The organism is Providencia sp. PROV033, from assembly GCF_028484855.1.
Lineage (GTDB): Bacteria > Pseudomonadota > Gammaproteobacteria > Enterobacterales > Enterobacteriaceae > Providencia > Providencia alcalifaciens.
Genome location: NZ_JAMPSW010000033.1, coordinates 18,737 through 38,559, shown reverse-complemented (window position 1 = coordinate 38,559; position 19,823 = coordinate 18,737). Strand labels below are relative to the sequence as shown.

Here is a 19,823-nt window from a genome sequence, read left to right as displayed (position 1 = left end):
GGAGCGTATTAAACCTGATTTAAGAGGGTGAGTCAAGGCGGTTTCTAAAAACTTTTGATTGAATGCGTTTTTTTTCAGCGTTTGAATTAAATTTTAATCAAATCAATGTAAAAACTCACAAAAAGTGAAAAAAAAATGCCAGAAACGTTGAGGGTTATCTGGCATTTATGTTGCTATTTTAATGGTTTATTAGCGTAAATACTTTTTCTGCGCCTTATTAACTTTAATCAGGTAATTACGAGATTCTGCCGCAGGGTGTTTGGTCGAAAGTGTCTCGTAAACCTCACCTGGCTCTAAATTATTAATTCGTTGAGCGGCTTGCTTTTTATCATTATGGAATACACGCAACACACTACCTGCACCCCCGTTATAGGCTGTGATCACCGCATAGCGACGTGAGGTTGGGTTACTAATCTCTCCTAAATAGCTATTTTGTAAGATAGCTAAGTAAGCGGTGCCTGTATCAATGTTTTGCTCAGGGTCAAACAGGTAGCTGCGGCTTGGTACACCGGATTTACCTTGAGAACGGAATACGTCTTTACCTGCGGTGTTCGGCATAATTTGCATCAAGCCTAACGCATCAGAGCGGCTAACGGCATAAGGGTTGAAGCTTGATTCAATTTGCATGATCGCCAGAATCAGTGATTCATCTACACCGTATTTTGCAGAGGATTTTTTAATATAAGGCAGATATTTATGGGCGCGTTTATCGAGGTGGTTTGGCACCAATTGCATGGTAACCGACCAAACGATATTCATGCCGGACTGCCTGCGCTGCATTTTATTGCTGATCAGATAATCTGCAAATTTATTAGCGCGCCACTCCCAACGAATAGGTTCGCCCATATTGTCCATAACCTGACCAAACAGGAATGGCTCTTTACTGTAGGGAATGTCGTTAATATCGGAATAGAGGTCGATGGAGTTCGGGTCATCGCCCATCAATAATGTAGTGACAATCGCTTTCTTCAGGTGTGCTGACGGTTCAACAGCAGAAATTGTCTCGACCGTGATGGTTCCTGCATCAAAGTTAATGTGGCTACGAGTACGATACTCATCGGTATATTTCACATAGTCTTTGGGACCTGCAATGAGAACTTCTTTAATCCCCCAAATATTTTCGATGTTATGAGCAAATTGCCCCATCAAAATATCAAAGCCATTAGTATCTTTGACATAGTCAGGATTAAAGTCAGATTTCTGATTACTAGAACAAGAAACAATCAGGGGAATCAACAATGTGAGTGTGAGTAATTTTTTCATACGATCCACAATATTAATGCAAGCTATTTACTATTTCGTTCATTGAATCAAAAGCGTTCAAGTTGCAGGGGGGAGCAAACCAAGCCATGCAACTTGAGGAACGATAGGTATAGACCTAAAAACTATTTTTCTGGGGTATAGCCATCAATTTGAATATCGTGACCTTCAAATAAGAACTTCACCATTTCTTGTTCCAACATTTTACGGTCATCTGGATTCATGGTGTTGAGCTTCTTTTCATTGATCAGCATCGTTTGTTTGGTCATCCATTGACTCCATGCTTCTTTCGAAATCTCATTAAAAATACGCTTTCCTAATTCGCCAGGGTAAAGCTGAAAATCTTGCCCATCAGCGTCACGTTGTAAGAAAGTGCAAAAAATGGTTCTACTCATTTAATTTTTCCTCAAATATCAGATAATAAGGCAAGTTGTTTTAGTAAACTTTCAACCGGTGCAGCGAGCCCAACGGTTGCGCCTAGGTGTAAGTTATACCAGAGTCCATTACCTTCATCCATGGCAGAGTTAACTGCCTGAATATTAACTTTTACAGGGATAATATCTAAATGGAAATGGCTAAACGTGTGGCGAAAAGCAATTAATTGTTCTGGTATGTCATGTTGCAGACCAGAATCAGCCAGCCATTGAGCCAGTTGCTCATGGCTTTCAAACTGTGGAAAGGCGAATAATCCCCCCCAAATACCGGATGGCGGTCGTTGCTCTAACCAGACATTATCTTGGTGTTGAAGGATCAAGAACCAGGCACTTTTTTCAGGAATTTTTTGTTTCGGTTTTTTACCCGGATATTCCTGCCAAGCATGGTTAGCGTATGCAATACAGCCTGTATTGAGCGGGCATAATTCACATTTTGGCTTGCTACGGGTGCATACCATCGCGCCAAGATCCATCATGGCTTGGTTAAAGTATTCCACTTCAACGTTAGGCGTGACCTTGGTGCTAATGTCCCACAGGCGGTTTTCCACCTCTTTTTTCCCTGGCCAGCCTTCGACGGCATAACAGCGAGCTAAAACACGTTTTACATTCCCATCTAAAATGGGATAGTGCTGTTTTTGAGAAAGGGAGAGAATGGCACCTGCGGTGGAACGTCCAACACCAGGAAGCGCATTAACTTCCCCAAATGTCGTCGGAAATTGACCTTGATATTGAGTCGCAATGACTTGAGCTGCTTTATGTAGATTGCGTGCTCGGGCGTAATAACCGAGCCCCGTCCATAAATGCAGAACTTCATCAAGGGGCGCATTTGCCAATGCAGTGACGTCGGCAAAGCGTTGAGTAAATTTTTCAAAATAGGGAATGACAGTGCTGACTTGGGTCTGTTGCAACATGACTTCAGAGAGCCAAACATGGTAGGAGGATTTTTCCTGCTGCCATGGCAAGGTTTTACGACCGTATTTGTGATACCACTTGAGCACGGCGCTTGAAAATTGTTGAGCTTCCATTATTTATAATATTTTTATCGCTATTTCAGTCATGATGAGGATTGCAACATAGACCGTGGTGGCTGTAAACCGCTTCTTGTGTAAAGTTATCCAATTATCAACTGCAAGATCCGAGAAGTTTTGCTAAACTCCCTTTCCCACCATACTTAGATATTAATTAATTAGGTATGTTTGGTTTTTTTTATACTCTTGTTGGCACATTATCTAATTGGACAACGAATTTTTTAGAACTTTATTATGATCAATAACGTTATCTCCCCCGAATATAATGAAGAAGGGCGGGTTATGCGCCGTGTCCGTAGTTTTGTCCGCCGTCAAGGGCGTCTGACAAAACGTCAGGAAGAGGCATTAGAAAGCGAATGGGCAGAAATGGGTATCGATTTTGTTAACGAACCCTTTGATTTCGCAAAACTATTTAATAATTCAAATCCGGTTACTCTGGAAATTGGATTTGGAATGGGCGCCTCATTAGTCACGATGGCAGCACAAAACCCAGATAAAAACTTTCTGGGAATTGAAGTGCATGCACCGGGTGTTGGAGCTTGTTTGGCATCGGCAAAAGAAGAAAATGTCACCAACTTACGTGTGATGTGCCACGATGCTATCGAAGTTTTAGACTTCATGATCCCGAACGGTAGCTTGGAAATGGTTCAGTTATTCTTCCCTGATCCATGGCATAAAGCGAAACACAATAAACGCCGTATTGTGCAGGTGCCTTTCGCAGAAAAAATTCGCAGTAAATTAATTGATGGTGGTGTTTTCCACATGGCGACAGATTGGGAACCTTATGCAGAACATATGCTTGAGGTAATGACCAGTGTTGCTGGGTATGAAAACGTATCAACCACAGGGGACTACGTTCCTCGTCCAGAATCAAGACCAGAAACAAAGTTTGAAAAGCGCGGCCAGCGGTTAGGGCATGGTGTATGGGATTTAATGTTTAAGAGGATTTAATCATGGCTAAACAACAACGTAGTCGCCGTTTACGTAAAAAAATGCGTTTGGATGAATTCCAAGAATTAGGCTTCATTGTTAAATGGAACTTTAAAGAAGGCACGCCGATCGAAGAAGTGGATAGCACCGTTGATCAACTGATTGCTGAAGCTATCGAACCAAACGGACTGGCATTTGAAGCTAGCGGCTACATGAACTGGGAAGGGATTGTTTGCCTACAAAAAATTGGTAAATGTACCGAAGAACACCGTCAAATCGTTGAAAATTGGCTAAAATCAAAAGGGATGAACGACGTTGTTGTTTCTGAACTGTTTGATGTTTGGTGGGAATAATAACTAGTTTGATTATTAATAAAGGCATCCAATTGGATGCCTTTATTTTCTAGAGTAATCCATTCTGGAGCAAAACACTTGAGCACCCAGTTTTCTGACCAATTACTGCATGATATTTTGGAACAAGTTCGCCCCCTGATAGGTCAAGGAACGGTGGCAGACTATATACCTGCTTTGGGCGGTATTCCTTCACATCATTTGGGGATTGCGGTACATACCGCTGAGGGAGATGTGTTTACCGCTGGAGATGCCAAAACACGTTTCTCAATTCAATCTATTTCTAAGGTTCTTAGCTTGACCTTGGCAATGACGCGTTACGAAGAGCAAGAAATTTGGAGCCGCGTTGGTAAAGAGCCATCAGGGCTGCCATTTAATTCATTGATTCAAATCGAAATGGAAAAAGGAATTCCCCGGAATCCATTTATCAATGCTGGGGCGATTGTGATTGCTGACATGCTGCAATCTCGTTTGAGCGCACCAAAACAACGGATGTTAGAGTTTGTCCGGAAACTCGCTTGTGAGCCAGATATTAGTTATGACACGAATGTCGCACGCTCAGAAATGGAACATGCGAGCCGTAATGCGGCCATCGCGTATTTAATGAAATCTTTTGGCAATTTTGATAATGATGTTTTAACTGTTTTAGAAACTTATTTTCATTATTGTTCTCTAAGTATGAATTGTGTCGAGTTAGCTCGGTGTTTTACCTACTTAATGAATCAAGGTGAATCCTCTTGCTCGATAGACCCGATTATCACGCCATTGCAGTCTCGACAGATCAATGCCTTAATGATGACTTGTGGAATGTATGATGGTTCCGGTGAATTTGCATTTCGTATTGGAATGCCCGGTAAGTCAGGTGTCGGTGGTGGTATTGTGTGTGTGGTTCCTAACCAATTCACGGTGGCAGTGTGGTCGCCGGAATTAGATTCGGCGGGAAACTCTTTGGTGGGATGCGCCGCCTTAGAACTGTTATCGAAACGCATTGGACGTTCTGTTTTTTAATTACCTCTCAACAGAGATAGAGGTAATCGACGAGGAGATTTTATGTTACGCCGTACTTTAATTGCATTTTCATTACTGGCCTGCGCCACGAGCCAAGCGGCGGATTATAACTGTGCCGTGACACCCAAAGACGATATTTTTATGACGCCTGAACATGTTCAAGTCATTGGTCGTAGCGGGGATTTAAAAATCACGCCTAATGGTGATGTCACCTTAAATGGTCAAAAAGTTGCACTGACCTCAGAGCAGCAGCAACAAGCATTACGTTATCAATCGGCCATCCGTCAGGATTTACCGTGGATCAAAAAAGAGTCCGAAGAGAAGTTAGCCGCTTCAAGAAAATCCCTCGATAAAGTGGTTGTCAAAGTGATTGGAAGTGACAGTAATATTCGTAATCGCTTAACGAAACTCGAAAAAGATCTCAATGGTCAGATTAATCAAATCATTGAAACCCGTTCAAATGGCTACGTTTTCCACCATGAAGGAATTAAAAAGGTGGAAACAACAGGGCGTGAATTAGTCAATGAAAGCTTAGGTGGTATTCTGCAAGACAGCATTAATGAAATGGGTCGTAAGCAGTTGCTGGCAGGTGGTGACACCAATAAGATGCTGCAAGGTATGTTGGGCAGTCTTGGTGGATTACAGCAAGAAATTGAAGGCGAATGGAAAAACCAAGAAAACAGTTTCCAACAGTTTGGTCAGCAGGTTTGTACGAAAGTGACATCGCTAGAGCAACAACGTATGAGTTTATTAGACGGGATTAAATCTAAATAATTGAGTTTTGTCCGCGTTGATAGGCAGCAACAGGGAAACGTGTTGCTGCTTTTTTGCATTAAAAATTCGTGAAAACTATGATGTTCATACCATAAATAAAAACAATACTAAGAATCATTATCATTTAATTGACTTATTGGTCACTCTCCTTAGAATGCTGGTTTGGCTTAACGACTAAATTGGTGTTACTCACATGAAAAAATTTATTCCAGCTCTACTTGTTTCTCTTTTATCATTCTCCGCACCTTACGCACTGAGTGCTGAATCAGCTGCATTCACACCAAACGCAATCACTGCACAAGGTACTGAAAAAGTTACGGTTAAACATCTTTCTGGCGAAACAGAAGTGGTAAAAAAACCACAGAAAGTGGTTCTGTTTGATTTCGGTATCTACGATTCAATGCAAAAACTGGGATTAGGGGATAAGGTTGTCGCGTTGCCGATGGGAAATGCGCCTGCTTACGTGAAAGCGGGCATCCCAGCGACAGTGAAAAATGCAGGTGGCATGAAAGAGCCTAATTTAGCTGAAATCGCTGCATTGAAGCCGGATTTGATTGTGATCACCGGTCGCCAAGGTAAATCTTACGAAGCGTTATCAAAAATTGCACCGACGCTGAATTTAGGCTCTGATAGCAAAAACTATATTGAATCAGTAAAAGCGAATATCCGTTTAATTGGTGATTTATACGGTGACCAGAAAGCGGTAGACGAGCAACTGGCTCAGTTGGATAAAACCATTGCAGAAGCCCAGAAAAAAGCGGCTGCATCCAATAAAAAAGTGCTGGTTTTATTGCACAATGACGGCAAGTTAATCCCAAATAACCAAGCAGTTGTTTATGATGTGGTGAAAGCACAGCGCGCTGAATTACCTGTTCAAGCGGATGCAGACAAATCTAAACGCCGTGTGGTGGATACCAAAACTATCGCACAAGCGAACCCTGATGTGATTTTAATTGTCGATCGTAGCGAAGCGATTGGTGCAGGTAAGTTAGATAAAACGGTATTTGAAGACCAAAATATTCAAGAAACGAAAGCGTATAAAGATGGCAAAATTACCTATTTGCAATCTGACTTGTGGTATCTCTCTGGTGGTGGTTTAGTCAGCCTCACTGAACAAATCGATGCAGTCACCAAAGCACTGTAATCGATAAATTATTATTTTCATTTATTACCCTTAGTAAAAAGAAAAAGCCAGCATTAAGCTGGCTTTTTTTATGGAAGAAGAGAAATCACTCTTCCCCTAAAAATAGCTCCAGTAGGGAATTTAAGAATAATTTTCCATGTTCGGTAATTTGCCATTCACCGGCGGTTTCTGAGATATAGCCTTTGGCTAACGCCTCATCAATCGCCGGGCGTACAACTGACTCGGCTAGCCCAGTATATTCCGTAAATTCTCGGCGAGGCATCGCTTCTAGTAACCGAAAACGGTTCATAAAATACTCGAATGGGCGGTCTTCGTTCTCTACATTGTAGCGATTATCGAGATAACGACCTTCCATATAGCCGCGAGGATGCTTCGTTTTGACTGTACGTAAAATCTGACCATCGGTAGAGGTAATTTTACCGTGTGCACCACAGCCGATACCGAGGTAATCCCCGAATCGCCAATAGTTAAGATTATGTTCGCACTGGTAACCCGCTTTGGCATAGGCGGAGGTTTCATATTGTTGATAACCCGCGGCTGTCAATAACTTATGTCCTTCTGTATAGATATCCCATAGGGTATCGTCGTCCGGTAAACGCGGAGGACGAGAGCCAAATTGCGTATTTGGTTCAATGGTGAGCTGATACCAAGAAAGATGCGGTGGCGCGAGCTCAATGGCTTGGCGTAAATCAGATAACCCTTCATCGCGAGTTTGTGATGGCAAACCGTGCATTAAGTCCAAATTAAAACTGCGCAGATGTAAGTTGGTGGCTAACTGTGCAGCGCGCTTGGCTTCATTGGGACCATGAATACGCCCCAGCATAATCAGCTTGTCGTCCCCGAAACTTTGTACACCAATGGAGATACGGTTGATCCCCGCAGTTTGGTAACCAGAGAAACGGTCTGCTTCGACGGTGCCTGGGTTGGCTTCCATCGTGACTTCTGCATTAGGATCCAAGTTAACGCGTTGACGAACACCATCCATCAACATTTGCATGGATTCGGCACTCAGTAAACTCGGTGTTCCGCCACCAATAAAGATAGTCTTGACTGGGCGGGAGCCAATAAGCTCCGCGTCCTTATCAAGATCGTTAAGCAAATGTTCAACATACTCAGTTTGAGGAATTTCCCCTTTGAGAGTATGCGAATTGAAATCACAATATGGGCACTTTTGTACACACCAAGGAATATGGATATACAGGCTTAATGGGGGAAGCTTAAGCATTTTTCAGTGCATCCAACATCATTGCTAACGCTTTACCACGATGTGATACCGCTTGTTTTTCTGCTTTAGTCAGCTCCGCAGAGGTACAACCTAATTCAGGTACGTAAAAAATCGGGTCGTAGCCAAAGCCACCTTGCCCTTTTGCCTCTCGGGTTAATACCCCGTGCCAGCGTCCGTGAAACACCAGTGGCGTTGGGTCTTCGGCATGACGTAAATAAACCAGCACACAGTTAAACTGAGCTTGGCGTTGGTCATCGGGGACGTCTTTCATGGCATCGAGAAGCTTATCGAGGTTTTGCTGGTCAGTGGCATCTTCTCCTGCATAGCGAGCGGAGTAGATCCCCGGTGCACCGCCTAAAGCATCAACAGAAATACCAGAGTCATCGGCAATCGCGGGTAGACCTGTATGCGCTGAAGCATGGCGGGCTTTTAAAATCGCGTTCTCAATGAAGGTTAATCCTGTCTCTTCGGCGGACTCAACGCCAAGGCTGGTTTGGGCAACGATGTCCATACCAAAATCACGGAGTAAGTCCGCTAATTCGTTTACTTTACCTGGATTACCAGTTGCTAAAACAACTTTTTGCATTGCTTTTATCTTCCCTTACATGATGCCGACAGAGAACAACATTGCGGTTAGCGCAGGGTCGATCATTAAGGAAACATCAACACGTAAGTAGTTCAGTGCGATCAGAATAAACATGACAATCATCGCAGAAAAATCTAACCCACCCATCGCTGGAATAATGCGACGAATTGGCGCCATTAACGGCTCAGTTAATTGGAACAATAAGTAATCTACAGGGTTACGACCTTGGCTGACCCAGCTTAAAATTGCGCGGATTAAAATCATCCAGAAAATCAATTTACCGATGTAAGTCAGTAAGAGAATTAATCCCATTGGTAGAAGGGTAAGCCCAATGGCAGGCAGCATATTGGTTGCCCACATACCAAAGATAATATCGGCAATCGCCAGCACAAACGCGACGAGCAGAGTCGCAGTATCTAAAGACCCTACAGATGGGATCATGCGGCGTAGTGGTCCAACAATAGGTTGGGTTGCTTTAACCACAAATTGTGAGAATGGATTATAAAAGTCTGCGCGAACGCATTGCATCCATACTCGAAGCAGAAGCACAAAGATATACAGTTGGATCAGGGTGGTAACAACAAAAACGATAGTCTGCATGGCGTGTCCCAAAAAAATAAATTAAAAAAGTTTTTCCATCTCTTCCGCTCGGTCAATCGCGCTTTGCATGGCATTGGCGACAGTCTGCGGTAGATGACCATTATAAAATTGCTCTAAAGCCATTGCGGTAGTGCCGCCTTTAGAGGTGACTTGCTCACGCAATGTCGAAAATGGGGTATCACTCTGTGATTTAGCTAAAGCCACAGAGCCTTCAATGGCATTGAGTACTAACTCACGAGCTTGTTTTTCATCATAGCCAAGCTGTTCGGCTTTTTGCTGCATAGATTCCATAAACAGGAAAAAGTAAGCGGGGGAGCTTCCTGTTAACGCAATGATATTATTAATGTCACTCTCTTTAGCGCACCAAGTGGTGGAGCCAACGCTTTCCATTAATTGCTGCGTAAATTGTTTGTCACCTTCCGTCACATTGGGTTGTGCAAACAAACCGCTCACCCCTTTACCAACCAGTGATGGGGTATTTGGCATAATACGAACTAAGTGCAGAGAATGTGCAAAGTAGTCATTGTAACGCGCTGCGGGAATACCTGCGGCAATGGTTAATACCAGCTTGTTTTCTAAATTGGTGAGCTGTTGCAGCGGTTCACAAACGTCTTTCATCATTTGAGGTTTGACGGCCAGAACAATCACGTCCGCTTGCTGAGCTGCCGTTAGGTTGTCATGGGTGCTGATGATGCCATAATCCTGCGCCATTTTATCGCGATGTACAGGGGTTGGTGAACAAACGGTGATCATCGATGCCGGATAGCCATGAGCCACAAGACCCGCAATAATGGCGTTTGCCATATTCCCCGCGCCAATAAAGGCGATTTTGCGATGTTGCATGTTGTTCTCCTAAAGATTAATTATGGTATTGACGGGCACCGAAGATCGCAGTGCCGATACGTACGAGAGTAGAACCGCAGTGAATTGCAGCACGCATATCGTCGGTCATTCCCATCGATAATGTATCTACAGTAGAGTAGCTGGCTTTCAATTGCTCGAATGCGTACTCCATTTGGCGAAATGCAGCACATTGGCGCTCATAATCAGTTTCTGGGGCGGGGATGGTCATTAACCCGCGTAACACTAAATTTGGCAATCGGGCGACTTGAGCCGCAAGCTCATTTACTTCCTCGAGGGTTATTCCCGATTTGCTGTTTTCATCGCTAATATTAATTTGGATCAGCACATTCAGCGGTGCTTTATCTTGAGGGCGCTGCTCATTTAAACGCTGAGCGATTTTGGCGCGATCTAAAGTATGGAACCAATCAAAATGTTCTGCCACTAAACGACTTTTATTGGACTGGAGTGGACCGATAAAGTGCCAGACTAGATCATTTCTTTCTGAAAAATACTGGATTTTCTCAACGCCTTCTTGCACATAGTTTTCACCAAACTGGCGTTGACCGGCTTCGATGGCTTCCATAATGGCTTCACAAGGTTTGGTTTTACTCACAGCTAACAGGGTAATATCTTGAGGGGAGCGGTGACACTCAGTGGCAGCAAGACGAATACGCTCTGTGACATCAGATAGGTTTTTTTGAATGGTCATGTTATTCAATACCGTTTTTCAGTTGCTTTCGGTGAATAGTGAGAATTAACCCTAGTGTAAAGCATATTAAGGGCGAACGGCACCTTTGCAGCAACTGAATGGGGAAAATAAACGTAAAGATGTGCTTTTTAGTAATTCTGTTCGAACCAACTCTCTAAAATCACGACCGCAGAGGCAGAATCAACTTTTCCTTTGCTGAGCGCACGATAGCCACCTTGCTCAAATAAACCCGCTTTTGCTTCCACGGTAGACAATCTTTCATCATGTAATTGGACTTGTACACCAAAGCGCCCATGAATGCGGTTGGCAAAATTACGTGCTTGACTGGTGACAAGCTGCTCTGTGCCATCCATATTCAAAGGAAGACCGACAATCACCAATTGTGGCTGCCACTCTTTGAGCAATTTTTCGATTTGTGACCAGTCAGGTCTGCCATCGCTGGCTTTTAATGAGGTCAATGCGCGAGCGGTGCCAGTAATTTCTTGACCCACGGCAACACCAATACTTTTAGTCCCAAAATCAAAGGCGAGTAAGGTTCTGGCTGACATTAGGCATGCCCCGCTTGCAGTGATATGTTATGGATGTCGATCCCTAAAAGGTCGCCAGCGGCTTTCCAACGATCTCTTAATGGAGTATCAAAAATCAGTTTAGGATCAGCTTTGACAGTCAACCAGCTGTTTTCCATGATTTCGTTCTCTAATTGTCCGGGTTCCCAGCTTGAGTAGCCCAATGTAACCAGAGAGTTCATAGGGTGCTGATCGCTGCCTAATGTTTCTAAAATATCTTTCGAGGTAGTGACCATAACATGGTCATTTAAGCGTAAACTGGCAGCATAACCGGCAACAGGGGTATGGATAATAAACCCATGTTCTTCAGAAACAGGACCACCTGCAATTACCAGTTTTTCCAGATTTCGCGTGTTGGTATTCTCCGAAATGGTAATTTCGAGTTTTTTCAGCATTTCAGAGACAGAAAAATCCTCAATGGGTTTATTGATCACTAAGCCCATTGCGCCATTTTCATTGTGTTCGCAGATATACACAACGGAATGATCGAAATAAGGATCCGTCAGTGAAGGCATGGCAATTAAAAAATGATTCTGTAAATTCATAAATGGCAAACTCAGGGGTTATGTTCCTATTGGTTATGATAAAGATAGCGCGTTACGGTGATGACAAAATAACGGCAAAGGCAACCTCGAAAGGCTGCCTTTTGGAAACGAGCCAGTTAACAAATACTATTTTTTCAGGCGGCGCTCAATCGCATCCATCAGCATACCGGTGATGGAGATATCAAATGCAGCTTCAATTTCGCGGGCACAAGTTGGGCTGGTGACGTTAATTTCAGTCAATCGGTCACCGATAATATCTAAGCCAACAAAAATGAGTCCTTTTTCTTTCAAGGTTGGTGCCACAGCGCGCGCAATAGCCCAATCACTTTCGGTTAATGGACGTGCTTCACCACGACCACCTGCGGCGAGATTTCCTCGGGTTTCCCCTTGTGCTGGAATACGAGCAAGGCAGTATGGTACTGGCTCGCCATCAACGACGAGTACACGTTTGTCACCTTCTTTAATGGCAGGTAAAAAGTTTTGTGCCATGCAGTAACGAGAATTGTGCTCCGTTAAGGTTTCGATGATAACGCCAACGTTTGGATCATCTTTCTTCAAACGGAAAATAGAGGCGCCGCCCATACCATCCAGTGGTTTAAAGATAACATCACCATGTTTTTGGTGGAACTCACGCAGCTTTTCAGAGCTACGAGTCACTAACGTATCTGGCGTTAACTCTGGGAACCAAGCGGTAAACAGTTTTTCGTTACAGTCACGTAAGCTTTGTGGCTTGTTCACGATCAGGCTGCCGGCTTGTTCTGCACGCTCAAGAATGTAAGTCGCGTAGATATATTCGGTATCAAATGGCGGATCTTTACGCATCAAAATGGCGTCAAGGTCACTCAAGGCTATGTCTTGCTCTGAGTGGAATTCATACCATTTAGTTGGGTTCTCTTCGACGGTCACGATTTTGGTCGTTGCACGCGCTTCGCCTTGGTGTAGGTAAAGATCGTTCATTTCCATATAGTGAATTTCATAACCGCGACGCGCAGCTTCTAGCATCATTGCAAAACTGGTGTCTTTCTTGATTTTAATGGATGAAATTGGATCCATTACTATGCCGAGCTTGATCATTTTATCTCCTTAACCCAAGTCACCTAAACGCACTTGTAATGCTGTTATTGCGGTTAGCGCGGTCGTTTCAGTTCGTAATACTCGTGGCCCTAACAGGATATCAGTGAATTGATAATTCGCTGTCATGGCAATTTCGTCTGCGGATAGTCCACCTTCGGGACCTATCAGTAATCTAACGTGTTTTAAATCAGCGGGGAGCGTATTGATGCTCTCACTTGCCCGTGGGTGTAAGTTAATTTTAAACGCACCATCATTTTCAGCACACCACGCTTCCAGAGATTGAACGGGGCGAATGACAGGGATGCGGTTACGACCACTTTGCTCGCAGGCTGCAATGGCAATTTTTTGCCACTGTTGTAATTTTTTCTCTAATCGTTCGCCATCAAGACGTACACCACAGCGCTCAGAAAGCAGAGGAGTGATGGTATTGACGCCAAGCTCAACGGACTTTTGAATGGTGAACTCCATTTTTTCCCCGCGGGACATAACTTGTCCTAGGTGAATATCTAATGGGGATTCACGATCATCAAGGGTGCTATTTAGAACGCGGACAAACACATTTTTTTTCGTCGCTTCAGTAATTTCAGCGTTGAATATGTGATTGCTTCCATCAAATAATTCTAGCTGCTGTCCGGCTGTCATGCGAAGAACTCGACCTACATGGTTGGCTGCATCATCACAAAGCGAAATCGTGGTGTTAATTTGGAGAGGCTCTGGGTGATAAATGCGTGGAACGCGCATGATTTTTCCTTAGTCAATAATCAAGAGAACTGATGCAGGATATGGGGACAGAATCCTGAAAAACAAGAGGACGGATTGAGTTTATAACTAAAAAGAGGGATTTTTTAGTTCGTCTGTGCCTTGTCTTTCAGACTCTAAATTTGTCGATAAAACCGACCTTAAACCACGAAATTATGGTGTTGGTTTATTCATCACACATCGTATAGTAAGTCGCAGTATTGATAAACGTCTGGGTTCATGGAAAAGGAGAAACCATGATTGATACAGCAAATGGAATGCTGGTACTTATATTGCCAGTCATTGTATTGTCGCTTTTGTCTGCGTGGCTGACAACTCAGTTACTGCGATACATTCCCGTCCGTTATTTTGATTTACCGAGTATTGTTATCAGTTTCAATCGGATATGGGCTGGGTATTTTGTGCTTGGGGGAATAGTGGTACTGCAAGGGTATCCGTTTTTCACCCTTGTTTTTTTATTTCTATTTTTTAATTTTGGGCTTCCATTGTGGGTCATTGACATTAAAACAGGCTATTTGCCCAATATTCTTACGTATCCTTTACTGTTATTAGGTGTTTTATTTCAATGGATTATGCCAACTGGAAACATACTTTCGGCGATGTACGCACTGATATTCAGTTATATTGGGTTAGAGGTGATCACAACATTGGTGGAAAAACTCAGGCGACGTCCACAAATGGGACGAGGGGATTTTAAGCTGATTGCGGCGTGTTCAGCGTGGTTGGGAATATTTTATCTGCCTTATTTTCTAGGGCTTGCCGCAAGTTTAGGTTTATTACATTTTCTTTGGTTGATATGGCGAGGCAAACAGAAAGTCGTGCAGAGTATTCCGTTTGGTCCCGCCATTATCTGTAGCGCCAGCTTTTGGTTGTTGCTTAGCGTGCATCCTAATTAGCCGCGGCGACGAGTGAATCTAAAAACTGTTGCCATTTTTCGGGTTCACCGAGGTAGTTTTGCAGTGGCACTCGTAACCATTTACCTTGTTGTTGAATAAGCAAGGTCGGAAAACCCGATGCACCTGATTGGCTAAGTAGTTGTTTACTTTGCTGGATATGTGCATTCGTTTCTGTTTGTGCACATTGTGCATAATCTTTTTGGAACTGCTCAACATTCAAACCAATTTCTTGCGCCACTTCCGCTAAGACTTCGGGCTGTTTAATCTGGCGACCAGAAATGTAATGTGCTTTTTGCAAAGCTTTAAGCATTTCAACGCCTTTTCCTTGCTTTGTTGCCGCTAAAATAGCTGTTTGTGGTGGCGTTGAGTCCATCACTACATTTGGCTGATGCAACATGGCAATATAGTCATCACCAAAAACTTGCCCTGTCATGGCAGCAATGCGTTTATCTGATTGCAGGATGTATTGGCGAAATTGGTCATCAAGATGGAGTCGAGCATCGCCAGCTAGCATTCCGCCACCGTGTAATTCTAATTGAATGTGTGGATGATTGGCGGCAATCGTCATTAACGGGGCTGCGGCATAGCACCAACCACAGTAAGGGTCATAGATATAATGTAGGGTAATTGCATTCATGGTATTTATTCTCTTTGGTTATTGTTTCATCATTCTATTCGAGTCGGTGCAAAATATCGAACGGACGGAAAATAGCAGTTCAATACACGCTATCTCCGTCACGGTTTATTTGCGTTTCGATATATCAGTCGCTTATTGTGGCCACTGCATTTCGCCTTTCACCACTTTTGCGCTTAACTCTAAGCTCGATTTGTCATCCAAACTTGGGTAGCGAGCTTCCATTTTCTGAATAAGTTCTGCGGAATCTTTACTCTGGCTGTTCGCTTTCTCAAAGTCAGTTAAATATTTTTGGGTAAAAGTCACACTCGCCAGATCCATTTTAGATTTACCCGTAAAATGCCCCGGAACAACGACACTGGGTTTGAGTGCTTTGATGCTCTCTAAAGTTTGTTGCCAATGTTGACGTGATTGCGGAGTCTGAGTATCTGCAATCCAAACGTGGATATTGTCAGAAACAACAACGCCACCCACAACCGCTTTAAGCGAAGGAACCCACACATAGCTTCTATCCGGTGATGCGCCATCTAACCCTTTAATTTCTAACGTTTCGCCATCTACAGTGAAGTGATTAGTTTTGATAACTTCAGGTACGACAACGTTACTTGGCGCTTCATTTTTTAATACACCGCCCCAATAAGCCAGTTTGCCATCTTTAGTCGCATTAATTGCATCAACCGTTTGTTGTGTGGCAACAACTTTCGCTTCAGGGAATGCTTTTGTCAGTGTTTCTAACCCGAAATAGTAATCAGGATCAGAATGGCTGATATAAATAGTTGTCAGTTTTTTATCCAGTTTTTTGATTTTATCCACTAACTGCTGGGCGTCATTATTTTGAAACTGAGCGTCAATCAATACCACTTCTTTATCGCCACTGATAATTTCAGAGGAAACGGGAAACACACTGTTATTGCCTGGGTTATAAACATCTAAGGTTAAGTTCGCCGCTTGAGCAAAGTGAGTGGCAGTGGCAAACGCGGTTGCAGTTAATACAGTCGATAATTTCATTTTTCTATCCTAATGTTGAGTGATGTTGTGTGCCTGATTCGGCTTGGTGTGTATATTAAATTGCAATTAAGGTGAGAAAAACGCCATAATAAGGTCATGTTTGTTGCATAAATCGGTCAAATGATATGGATAGACTCAAAGCGGTTCAGGTGTTTATTACCATCGTAGAGCAAGGGAGCCTCAGCGGTGCGGCAGATAAACTGGATATGTCACGTGCGATGGTGACGCGCTATCTGGCAGAAATGGAACAGTGGGCGGGAGTTCGCTTACTTAACCGTACCACTCGGCGGCTAAGTTTGACCTCAGCAGGTGAAGGGGTGTATCAACAATCACTACAATTGAATGCTCTCTCGCTCAGTGTACCCGTCGAGCAAAAGCATGATGCTAAAGCGCTAGCAGGGCTTGTGCGTATTAGTTGTTCTCAGTCGATTGCTCAAAGTGCGCTATCTCTTGCGATTTCTGAGTTTTTACAGATTTACCCTAATATGATGATTGATATGCAGATTTCGAATAAATCGGTGAATTTAATCGAGGAGCGTATCGATCTGGCTATCCGCATTACCAATCAGTTAGAACCGAATTTAATTGCCAAGCCGCTATCAACCTGCCATTCCGTGATTTGTGCTTCACCTAAATTTTTGCAAGGCAAACATTTGCCAATAAAACCTGAAGATTTGGTGTTGATGGAATGCTTAACTTACAGCTTTTTTGGGCGCAGCATGTGGCGTTTTGAAAAAGAGGGGGAGGAATCGACCGTATTAGTGGATGGACGTTTAAGTGCCAATGAGTCGGTTTTTTTGATGGAAGCCACGTTGAATGGCGCAGGTATTTCAATGCAACCGTATTATTCTGTAGCTAACTATTTGCAATCGGGGGAGTTGATCCAGCTACTACCTGACTACACACCAATGCCTTTAGGAATTTATGGTGTGTATACCAGCCGCCAGCATATGCCAACGCCATTACGCGCGGTTATCGATTTTCTCGGCAACTGGTTTAAAACATCCCCGCATTGGCTGTCACTGATGTCGCAACGCTGAAGCGAGGTCATGCTCAATTTGAGCAAAGGTACGTTGTAGGTGCTCGGTGAAAATATGAGTGAGCTGCGAAGAAGGGCGATGATTTGGGGTAATTAAGCTCACTGTAAATGGAATTGAAAAACTGAGTGGGCGGATCACCAGCTTGCCTGAGGATTGCTGATAAAAATCTAACGCGGTGAGAGGGTTAACGATGGAGACGCCAATCCCTTTCAGTGTCATGGCACAAATCGAGGAGGCAGAATGGGTTTCCATCACCATTTTTCGCTCTACTTGGTGTTCGGCAAAGGTGGTATCAATTAATTGCCGATAGCTATCGGTTAACGAGAGGCTAATAAAGCGCTCTTGGTGAAAATCTTGTGGAGTGAGGACTTTTTTTTGCTCAAAAGGATGTCCCGCAGGGAGTACGCACACTTCATTCAATGAACCTAATGTCAGTTGTTCCGTGCCCGGCGGAGTTTGTAAGTGCTCAGTTAGCCCAACATCATAGCGCTGGGCAGATAGCCACTCTTCTAATACGGGGGACTCCTGAGGGATCACCGTTAAGTTCACATCAGGGTAATTTCCCATAAATGTTTGGCACACTTGTGGCAGTAACGATTGGGCGAATGCCGGTAAGCAGGCAATAGAAATTTGGGCGTGTTCAAAGCGACGAATAGTCTCTGCCGAATTGCGAATGCGTTCTAGACCATAATAAGAGTGTTCGACTTCTTCATGAAAACGCAAGCCTTGCGCCGTGGGGTGCAGGCGACCTTTGACCCTATCGAATAATTTAAATTGTAATAAATGCTCGAGTCTTGCCAGTTCTCGGCTGATGGTTGGCTGAGAGGTATTTAGCAATGAAGCCGCTTCCGTGAGGTTGGGCGTGGTCATTACCGCACGAAAAATTTCAATATGTCGCCAAGAAATAGCCTGCATGATTGCTCCTCTCGTATTTATATATCAGATATGAATAGACTCTAGCAAAAAGGATATTTTTTTTCCCGTCTTATTCGTCTAATAATCGAACTTACTATAATAAAACTTGCCAACGAGGTTCCGATGACCACATTCGCCAACACCACCAGCCAGTATTTAACCCCAGAATATTTACGTGCGCTGCCTGCACAGTTTGGTACGCCAGTCTGGGTGTATGATAGTGAAGTGATTATTGACCGTATTGGACAGCTGAAAGCATTCGATACCGTCCGTTTTGCCCAAAAAGCTTGTTCCAACATTCATATTTTGCGTTTGATGCGTGAGCAGGGCGTGAAAGTGGATTCGGTGTCATTGGGTGAAATTGAGCGTGCATTAGTGGCGGGCTTTCAGCCGGGTCGTGAAAAATCGGAAATCGTCTTTACTGCAGATGTCTTAGATCCTGGAACGTTACTGAAAGTGACTGAGTTGGATATTCCTGTAAATGCAGGTTCCATCGATATGCTACAGCAAATTGGCGAACATAAAGCGGGGCACCCCGTTTGGCTGCGTATCAACCCCGGTTTTGGGCATGGTCATAGCCAAAAAACTAATACGGGTGGAGAGAACAGCAAGCACGGTATTTGGCATCAAGATTTACCGGAAGCCTTAGCGAAAATTCAGCAGTACAATCTGAAGTTAGTGGGTATTCACATGCACATTGGCTCCGGTGTTGACTACCAGCATCTTGCGAATGTGTGTGATTCGATGGTGGAATTGGTGGTGTCGGCGGGGGTGGATATTGAGGCTATTTCGGCAGGGGGCGGTTTATCAACACCTTATCGTGAGCATGACGAAATCATTGATGTTCAACATTATTACAGCTTGTGGGATAACGCTCGCCAGCGTATTGAGCAGCATCTAGGTCATCACATTGAATTAGAAATTGAACCGGGGCGCTATTTAGTTGCAGAGTCGGGTGTTTTACTGGCACAAGTGCGCGCAGTTAAAGATATGGGTAGCCGCCACTATGTGTTAGTTGATAGCGGTTTTAATGATTTAATGCGCCCTGCGATGTATGGCAGTTATCACCATATTTCGGTATTGCCAGCAGACGGCAGCAGCGTTGGCCATCAGCCATTAAAAGAAACAATTATTGCGGGACCACTTTGCGAGTCGGGTGATGTATTTACCCAGCTAGAAGGTGGAATGGTGGAAACCCGCTTACTGCCAGCAGTCAACGTTGGCGATTATTTAGTATTTCATGATACTGGCGCTTATGGTGCATCGATGTCTTCTAACTATAATAGCCGCCCATTGCTGCCAGAAGTGTTGTTCGTTGACGGTAAGCCTACATTAATTCGTCGTCGTCAAACTATTCAAGAGTTACTAGCCTTAGAACTGTAAATTAAATTTAATGATTTACTGTTGGCTATTTAATATCGATAAAAGACTCTGCTAGCAGGGTCTTTTTTATGAATGAAATAACTCGTTTAGGGGATTTTCTATTCTATAAATA

At 43.6% G+C, this 19,823-nt stretch carries 23 protein-coding genes; 8 read left to right on the top strand and 15 right to left on the bottom strand.

What is annotated here, in order from left to right:
• Positions 1 to 189: 189 nt before the first annotated feature.
• The 3 genes from mltC to mutY all read right to left on the bottom strand — a co-directional run bounded on the left by mltC (position 190) and on the right by mutY (position 2,719).
• On the bottom strand, positions 190 to 1,263 hold the full coding sequence (gene mltC, locus PSF16_RS07965) for a membrane-bound lytic murein transglycosylase MltC (RefSeq protein WP_006657364.1): 1,074 nt from the start codon (positions 1,261 to 1,263) through the stop codon (positions 190 to 192).
• A 122-nt stretch (positions 1,264 to 1,385) separates the two neighbouring features.
• Positions 1,386 to 1,655, bottom strand: a complete 270-nt coding sequence (locus PSF16_RS07960) for an oxidative damage protection protein (RefSeq protein WP_006657365.1) — start codon at positions 1,653 to 1,655, stop codon at positions 1,386 to 1,388.
• An 11-nt stretch (positions 1,656 to 1,666) separates the two neighbouring features.
• Positions 1,667 to 2,719: an A/G-specific adenine glycosylase gene (gene mutY / locus PSF16_RS07955; protein WP_272689083.1), complete on the bottom strand. Its 1,053-nt coding sequence runs from the start codon at positions 2,717 to 2,719 to the stop codon at positions 1,667 to 1,669.
• Between the two features lie 237 nt (positions 2,720 to 2,956).
• On the opposite strand from mutY, the gene trmB reads away from it, so the two are divergent.
• From trmB to PSF16_RS07930, 5 genes are all read left to right on the top strand, one after another.
• Complete coding sequence (trmB, locus tag PSF16_RS07950; protein ID WP_006657367.1) at positions 2,957 to 3,673, top strand: tRNA (guanosine(46)-N7)-methyltransferase TrmB; 717 nt, start codon at positions 2,957 to 2,959, stop codon at positions 3,671 to 3,673.
• Positions 3,674 to 3,675: 2 nt separating this feature from the next.
• Positions 3,676 to 4,005, top strand: coding sequence for a YggL family protein (locus PSF16_RS07945; RefSeq protein WP_006657368.1), 330 nt, complete (start codon positions 3,676 to 3,678; stop codon positions 4,003 to 4,005).
• Positions 4,006 to 4,041: 36 nt separating this feature from the next.
• Positions 4,042 to 5,010 (top strand): glutaminase B, encoded by a 969-nt coding sequence (gene glsB / locus PSF16_RS07940; RefSeq protein ID WP_006657369.1) that lies wholly within the window; start codon positions 4,042 to 4,044, stop codon positions 5,008 to 5,010.
• A gap of 42 nt (positions 5,011 to 5,052) precedes the next feature.
• Complete coding sequence (locus PSF16_RS07935) at positions 5,053 to 5,784, top strand: DUF2884 domain-containing protein (protein ID WP_006657370.1); 732 nt, start codon at positions 5,053 to 5,055, stop codon at positions 5,782 to 5,784.
• 193 nt (positions 5,785 to 5,977) lie between these two features.
• Positions 5,978 to 6,928, top strand: a complete 951-nt coding sequence (locus tag PSF16_RS07930) for a siderophore ABC transporter substrate-binding protein (protein WP_036967183.1) — start codon at positions 5,978 to 5,980, stop codon at positions 6,926 to 6,928.
• 85 nt (positions 6,929 to 7,013) lie between these two features.
• Here the strand turns inward: PSF16_RS07930 and hemW are convergent, their stop codons facing one another.
• The 9 genes from hemW to rsmE form a co-directional block, all read right to left on the bottom strand.
• The gene (hemW, locus tag PSF16_RS07925) at positions 7,014 to 8,153 is read right to left on the bottom strand and encodes a radical SAM family heme chaperone HemW (protein ID WP_036967181.1); all 1,140 of its coding nucleotides are present in this window, start codon (positions 8,151 to 8,153) and stop codon (positions 7,014 to 7,016) included.
• A complete protein-coding gene (gene rdgB, locus PSF16_RS07920; protein WP_006657373.1) occupies positions 8,146 to 8,739 on the bottom strand; it encodes an RdgB/HAM1 family non-canonical purine NTP pyrophosphatase in 594 nt (197 codons plus the stop codon). Before rdgB ends, hemW begins: the two co-directional genes overlap by 8 nt.
• Positions 8,740 to 8,754: 15 nt before the next feature.
• Positions 8,755 to 9,339, bottom strand: coding sequence for a YggT family protein (locus tag PSF16_RS07915; protein WP_006662644.1), 585 nt, complete (start codon positions 9,337 to 9,339; stop codon positions 8,755 to 8,757).
• A gap of 21 nt (positions 9,340 to 9,360) precedes the next feature.
• Positions 9,361 to 10,182 (bottom strand): pyrroline-5-carboxylate reductase, encoded by an 822-nt coding sequence (proC, locus tag PSF16_RS07910; protein WP_272689082.1) that lies wholly within the window; start codon positions 10,180 to 10,182, stop codon positions 9,361 to 9,363.
• Between the two features lie 16 nt (positions 10,183 to 10,198).
• Positions 10,199 to 10,891, bottom strand: coding sequence for a YggS family pyridoxal phosphate-dependent enzyme (locus PSF16_RS07905; protein WP_154631045.1), 693 nt, complete (start codon positions 10,889 to 10,891; stop codon positions 10,199 to 10,201).
• 128 nt (positions 10,892 to 11,019) lie between these two features.
• Positions 11,020 to 11,439, bottom strand: a complete 420-nt coding sequence (gene ruvX, locus PSF16_RS07900; protein WP_006657377.1) for a Holliday junction resolvase RuvX — start codon at positions 11,437 to 11,439, stop codon at positions 11,020 to 11,022.
• The gene (locus PSF16_RS07895; protein ID WP_006662641.1) at positions 11,439 to 12,002 is read right to left on the bottom strand and encodes a YqgE/AlgH family protein; all 564 of its coding nucleotides are present in this window, start codon (positions 12,000 to 12,002) and stop codon (positions 11,439 to 11,441) included. The genes ruvX and PSF16_RS07895 overlap by 1 nt, the downstream gene beginning before the upstream one ends.
• 126 nt (positions 12,003 to 12,128) lie before the next feature.
• Complete coding sequence (gene gshB, locus PSF16_RS07890; protein WP_006657379.1) at positions 12,129 to 13,076, bottom strand: glutathione synthase; 948 nt, start codon at positions 13,074 to 13,076, stop codon at positions 12,129 to 12,131.
• Between the two features lie 9 nt (positions 13,077 to 13,085).
• Positions 13,086 to 13,817 carry a 16S rRNA (uracil(1498)-N(3))-methyltransferase gene (gene rsmE / locus PSF16_RS07885; protein WP_006657380.1) on the bottom strand — a complete coding sequence of 244 codons (732 nt, stop codon included), beginning with the start codon at positions 13,815 to 13,817 and terminating at the stop codon, positions 13,086 to 13,088.
• 254 nt (positions 13,818 to 14,071) lie between these two features.
• Between rsmE and PSF16_RS07880 the strand changes: the two genes are divergently transcribed.
• Positions 14,072 to 14,731: a prepilin peptidase gene (locus PSF16_RS07880; RefSeq protein WP_006662640.1), complete on the top strand. Its 660-nt coding sequence runs from the start codon at positions 14,072 to 14,074 to the stop codon at positions 14,729 to 14,731.
• On the opposite strand, the gene PSF16_RS07875 is transcribed toward PSF16_RS07880, so the two are convergent.
• Positions 14,724 to 15,368, bottom strand: a complete 645-nt coding sequence (locus PSF16_RS07875; RefSeq protein ID WP_036967176.1) for a DsbA family protein — start codon at positions 15,366 to 15,368, stop codon at positions 14,724 to 14,726. The genes PSF16_RS07880 and PSF16_RS07875 overlap by 8 nt on opposite strands.
• A gap of 132 nt (positions 15,369 to 15,500) precedes the next feature.
• Positions 15,501 to 16,373 (bottom strand): MBL fold metallo-hydrolase, encoded by an 873-nt coding sequence (locus PSF16_RS07870; protein WP_272689081.1) that lies wholly within the window; start codon positions 16,371 to 16,373, stop codon positions 15,501 to 15,503.
• Positions 16,374 to 16,498: 125 nt separating this feature from the next.
• Here PSF16_RS07870 and PSF16_RS07865 point away from each other — a divergent pair, with 125 nt between their 5' ends.
• A complete protein-coding gene (locus tag PSF16_RS07865; protein WP_006662637.1) occupies positions 16,499 to 17,413 on the top strand; it encodes a LysR family transcriptional regulator in 915 nt (304 codons plus the stop codon).
• Here the strand turns inward: PSF16_RS07865 and PSF16_RS07860 are convergent.
• Positions 17,393 to 18,328 carry a LysR family transcriptional regulator gene (locus PSF16_RS07860; RefSeq protein WP_036962643.1) on the bottom strand — a complete coding sequence of 312 codons (936 nt, stop codon included), beginning with the start codon at positions 18,326 to 18,328 and terminating at the stop codon, positions 17,393 to 17,395. The genes PSF16_RS07865 and PSF16_RS07860 overlap by 21 nt on opposite strands.
• A gap of 123 nt (positions 18,329 to 18,451) precedes the next feature.
• On the opposite strand from PSF16_RS07860, the gene lysA reads away from it, so the two are divergent.
• The gene (gene lysA / locus PSF16_RS07855) at positions 18,452 to 19,711 is read left to right on the top strand and encodes a diaminopimelate decarboxylase (RefSeq protein WP_272689080.1); all 1,260 of its coding nucleotides are present in this window, start codon (positions 18,452 to 18,454) and stop codon (positions 19,709 to 19,711) included.
• The last annotated feature ends 112 nt before the right edge of the window (positions 19,712 to 19,823 follow it).

What these genes read in the sequence shown, in the direction of transcription:
- rsmE (WP_006657380.1), bottom strand. Translation starts at nt 13,817, where the DNA reads ATGCGCGTTCCACGCATTTATCACCCAGAGCCTCTCCAAATTAACACC.
- glsB (WP_006657369.1), top strand. Translation starts at nt 4,042, where the DNA reads ATGCCTTTATTTTCTAGAGTAATCCATTCTGGAGCAAAACACTTGAGC.
- PSF16_RS07930 (WP_036967183.1), top strand. Translation starts at nt 5,978, where the DNA reads ATGAAAAAATTTATTCCAGCTCTACTTGTTTCTCTTTTATCATTCTCC.
- PSF16_RS07905 (WP_154631045.1), bottom strand. Translation starts at nt 10,891, where the DNA reads ATGACCATTCAAAAAAACCTATCTGATGTCACAGAGCGTATTCGTCTT.
- PSF16_RS07915 (WP_006662644.1), bottom strand. Translation starts at nt 9,339, where the DNA reads ATGCAGACTATCGTTTTTGTTGTTACCACCCTGATCCAACTGTATATC.
- trmB (WP_006657367.1), top strand. Translation starts at nt 2,957, where the DNA reads ATGATCAATAACGTTATCTCCCCCGAATATAATGAAGAAGGGCGGGTT.
- PSF16_RS07875 (WP_036967176.1), bottom strand. Translation starts at nt 15,368, where the DNA reads ATGAATGCAATTACCCTACATTATATCTATGACCCTTACTGTGGTTGG.
- hemW (WP_036967181.1), bottom strand. Translation starts at nt 8,153, where the DNA reads ATGCTTAAGCTTCCCCCATTAAGCCTGTATATCCATATTCCTTGGTGT.
- PSF16_RS07870 (WP_272689081.1), bottom strand. Translation starts at nt 16,373, where the DNA reads ATGAAATTATCGACTGTATTAACTGCAACCGCGTTTGCCACTGCCACT.
- PSF16_RS07945 (WP_006657368.1), top strand. Translation starts at nt 3,676, where the DNA reads ATGGCTAAACAACAACGTAGTCGCCGTTTACGTAAAAAAATGCGTTTG.
- PSF16_RS07880 (WP_006662640.1), top strand. Translation starts at nt 14,072, where the DNA reads ATGATTGATACAGCAAATGGAATGCTGGTACTTATATTGCCAGTCATT.
- ruvX (WP_006657377.1), bottom strand. Translation starts at nt 11,439, where the DNA reads ATGTCAGCCAGAACCTTACTCGCCTTTGATTTTGGGACTAAAAGTATT.
- rdgB (WP_006657373.1), bottom strand. Translation starts at nt 8,739, where the DNA reads ATGCAAAAAGTTGTTTTAGCAACTGGTAATCCAGGTAAAGTAAACGAA.
- lysA (WP_272689080.1), top strand. Translation starts at nt 18,452, where the DNA reads ATGACCACATTCGCCAACACCACCAGCCAGTATTTAACCCCAGAATAT.
- mutY (WP_272689083.1), bottom strand. Translation starts at nt 2,719, where the DNA reads ATGGAAGCTCAACAATTTTCAAGCGCCGTGCTCAAGTGGTATCACAAA.
- PSF16_RS07960 (WP_006657365.1), bottom strand. Translation starts at nt 1,655, where the DNA reads ATGAGTAGAACCATTTTTTGCACTTTCTTACAACGTGACGCTGATGGG.
- gshB (WP_006657379.1), bottom strand. Translation starts at nt 13,076, where the DNA reads ATGATCAAGCTCGGCATAGTAATGGATCCAATTTCATCCATTAAAATC.
- proC (WP_272689082.1), bottom strand. Translation starts at nt 10,182, where the DNA reads ATGCAACATCGCAAAATCGCCTTTATTGGCGCGGGGAATATGGCAAAC.
- mltC (WP_006657364.1), bottom strand. Translation starts at nt 1,263, where the DNA reads ATGAAAAAATTACTCACACTCACATTGTTGATTCCCCTGATTGTTTCT.
- PSF16_RS07895 (WP_006662641.1), bottom strand. Translation starts at nt 12,002, where the DNA reads ATGAATTTACAGAATCATTTTTTAATTGCCATGCCTTCACTGACGGAT.
- PSF16_RS07860 (WP_036962643.1), bottom strand. Translation starts at nt 18,328, where the DNA reads ATGCAGGCTATTTCTTGGCGACATATTGAAATTTTTCGTGCGGTAATG.
- PSF16_RS07865 (WP_006662637.1), top strand. Translation starts at nt 16,499, where the DNA reads ATGGATAGACTCAAAGCGGTTCAGGTGTTTATTACCATCGTAGAGCAA.
- PSF16_RS07935 (WP_006657370.1), top strand. Translation starts at nt 5,053, where the DNA reads ATGTTACGCCGTACTTTAATTGCATTTTCATTACTGGCCTGCGCCACG.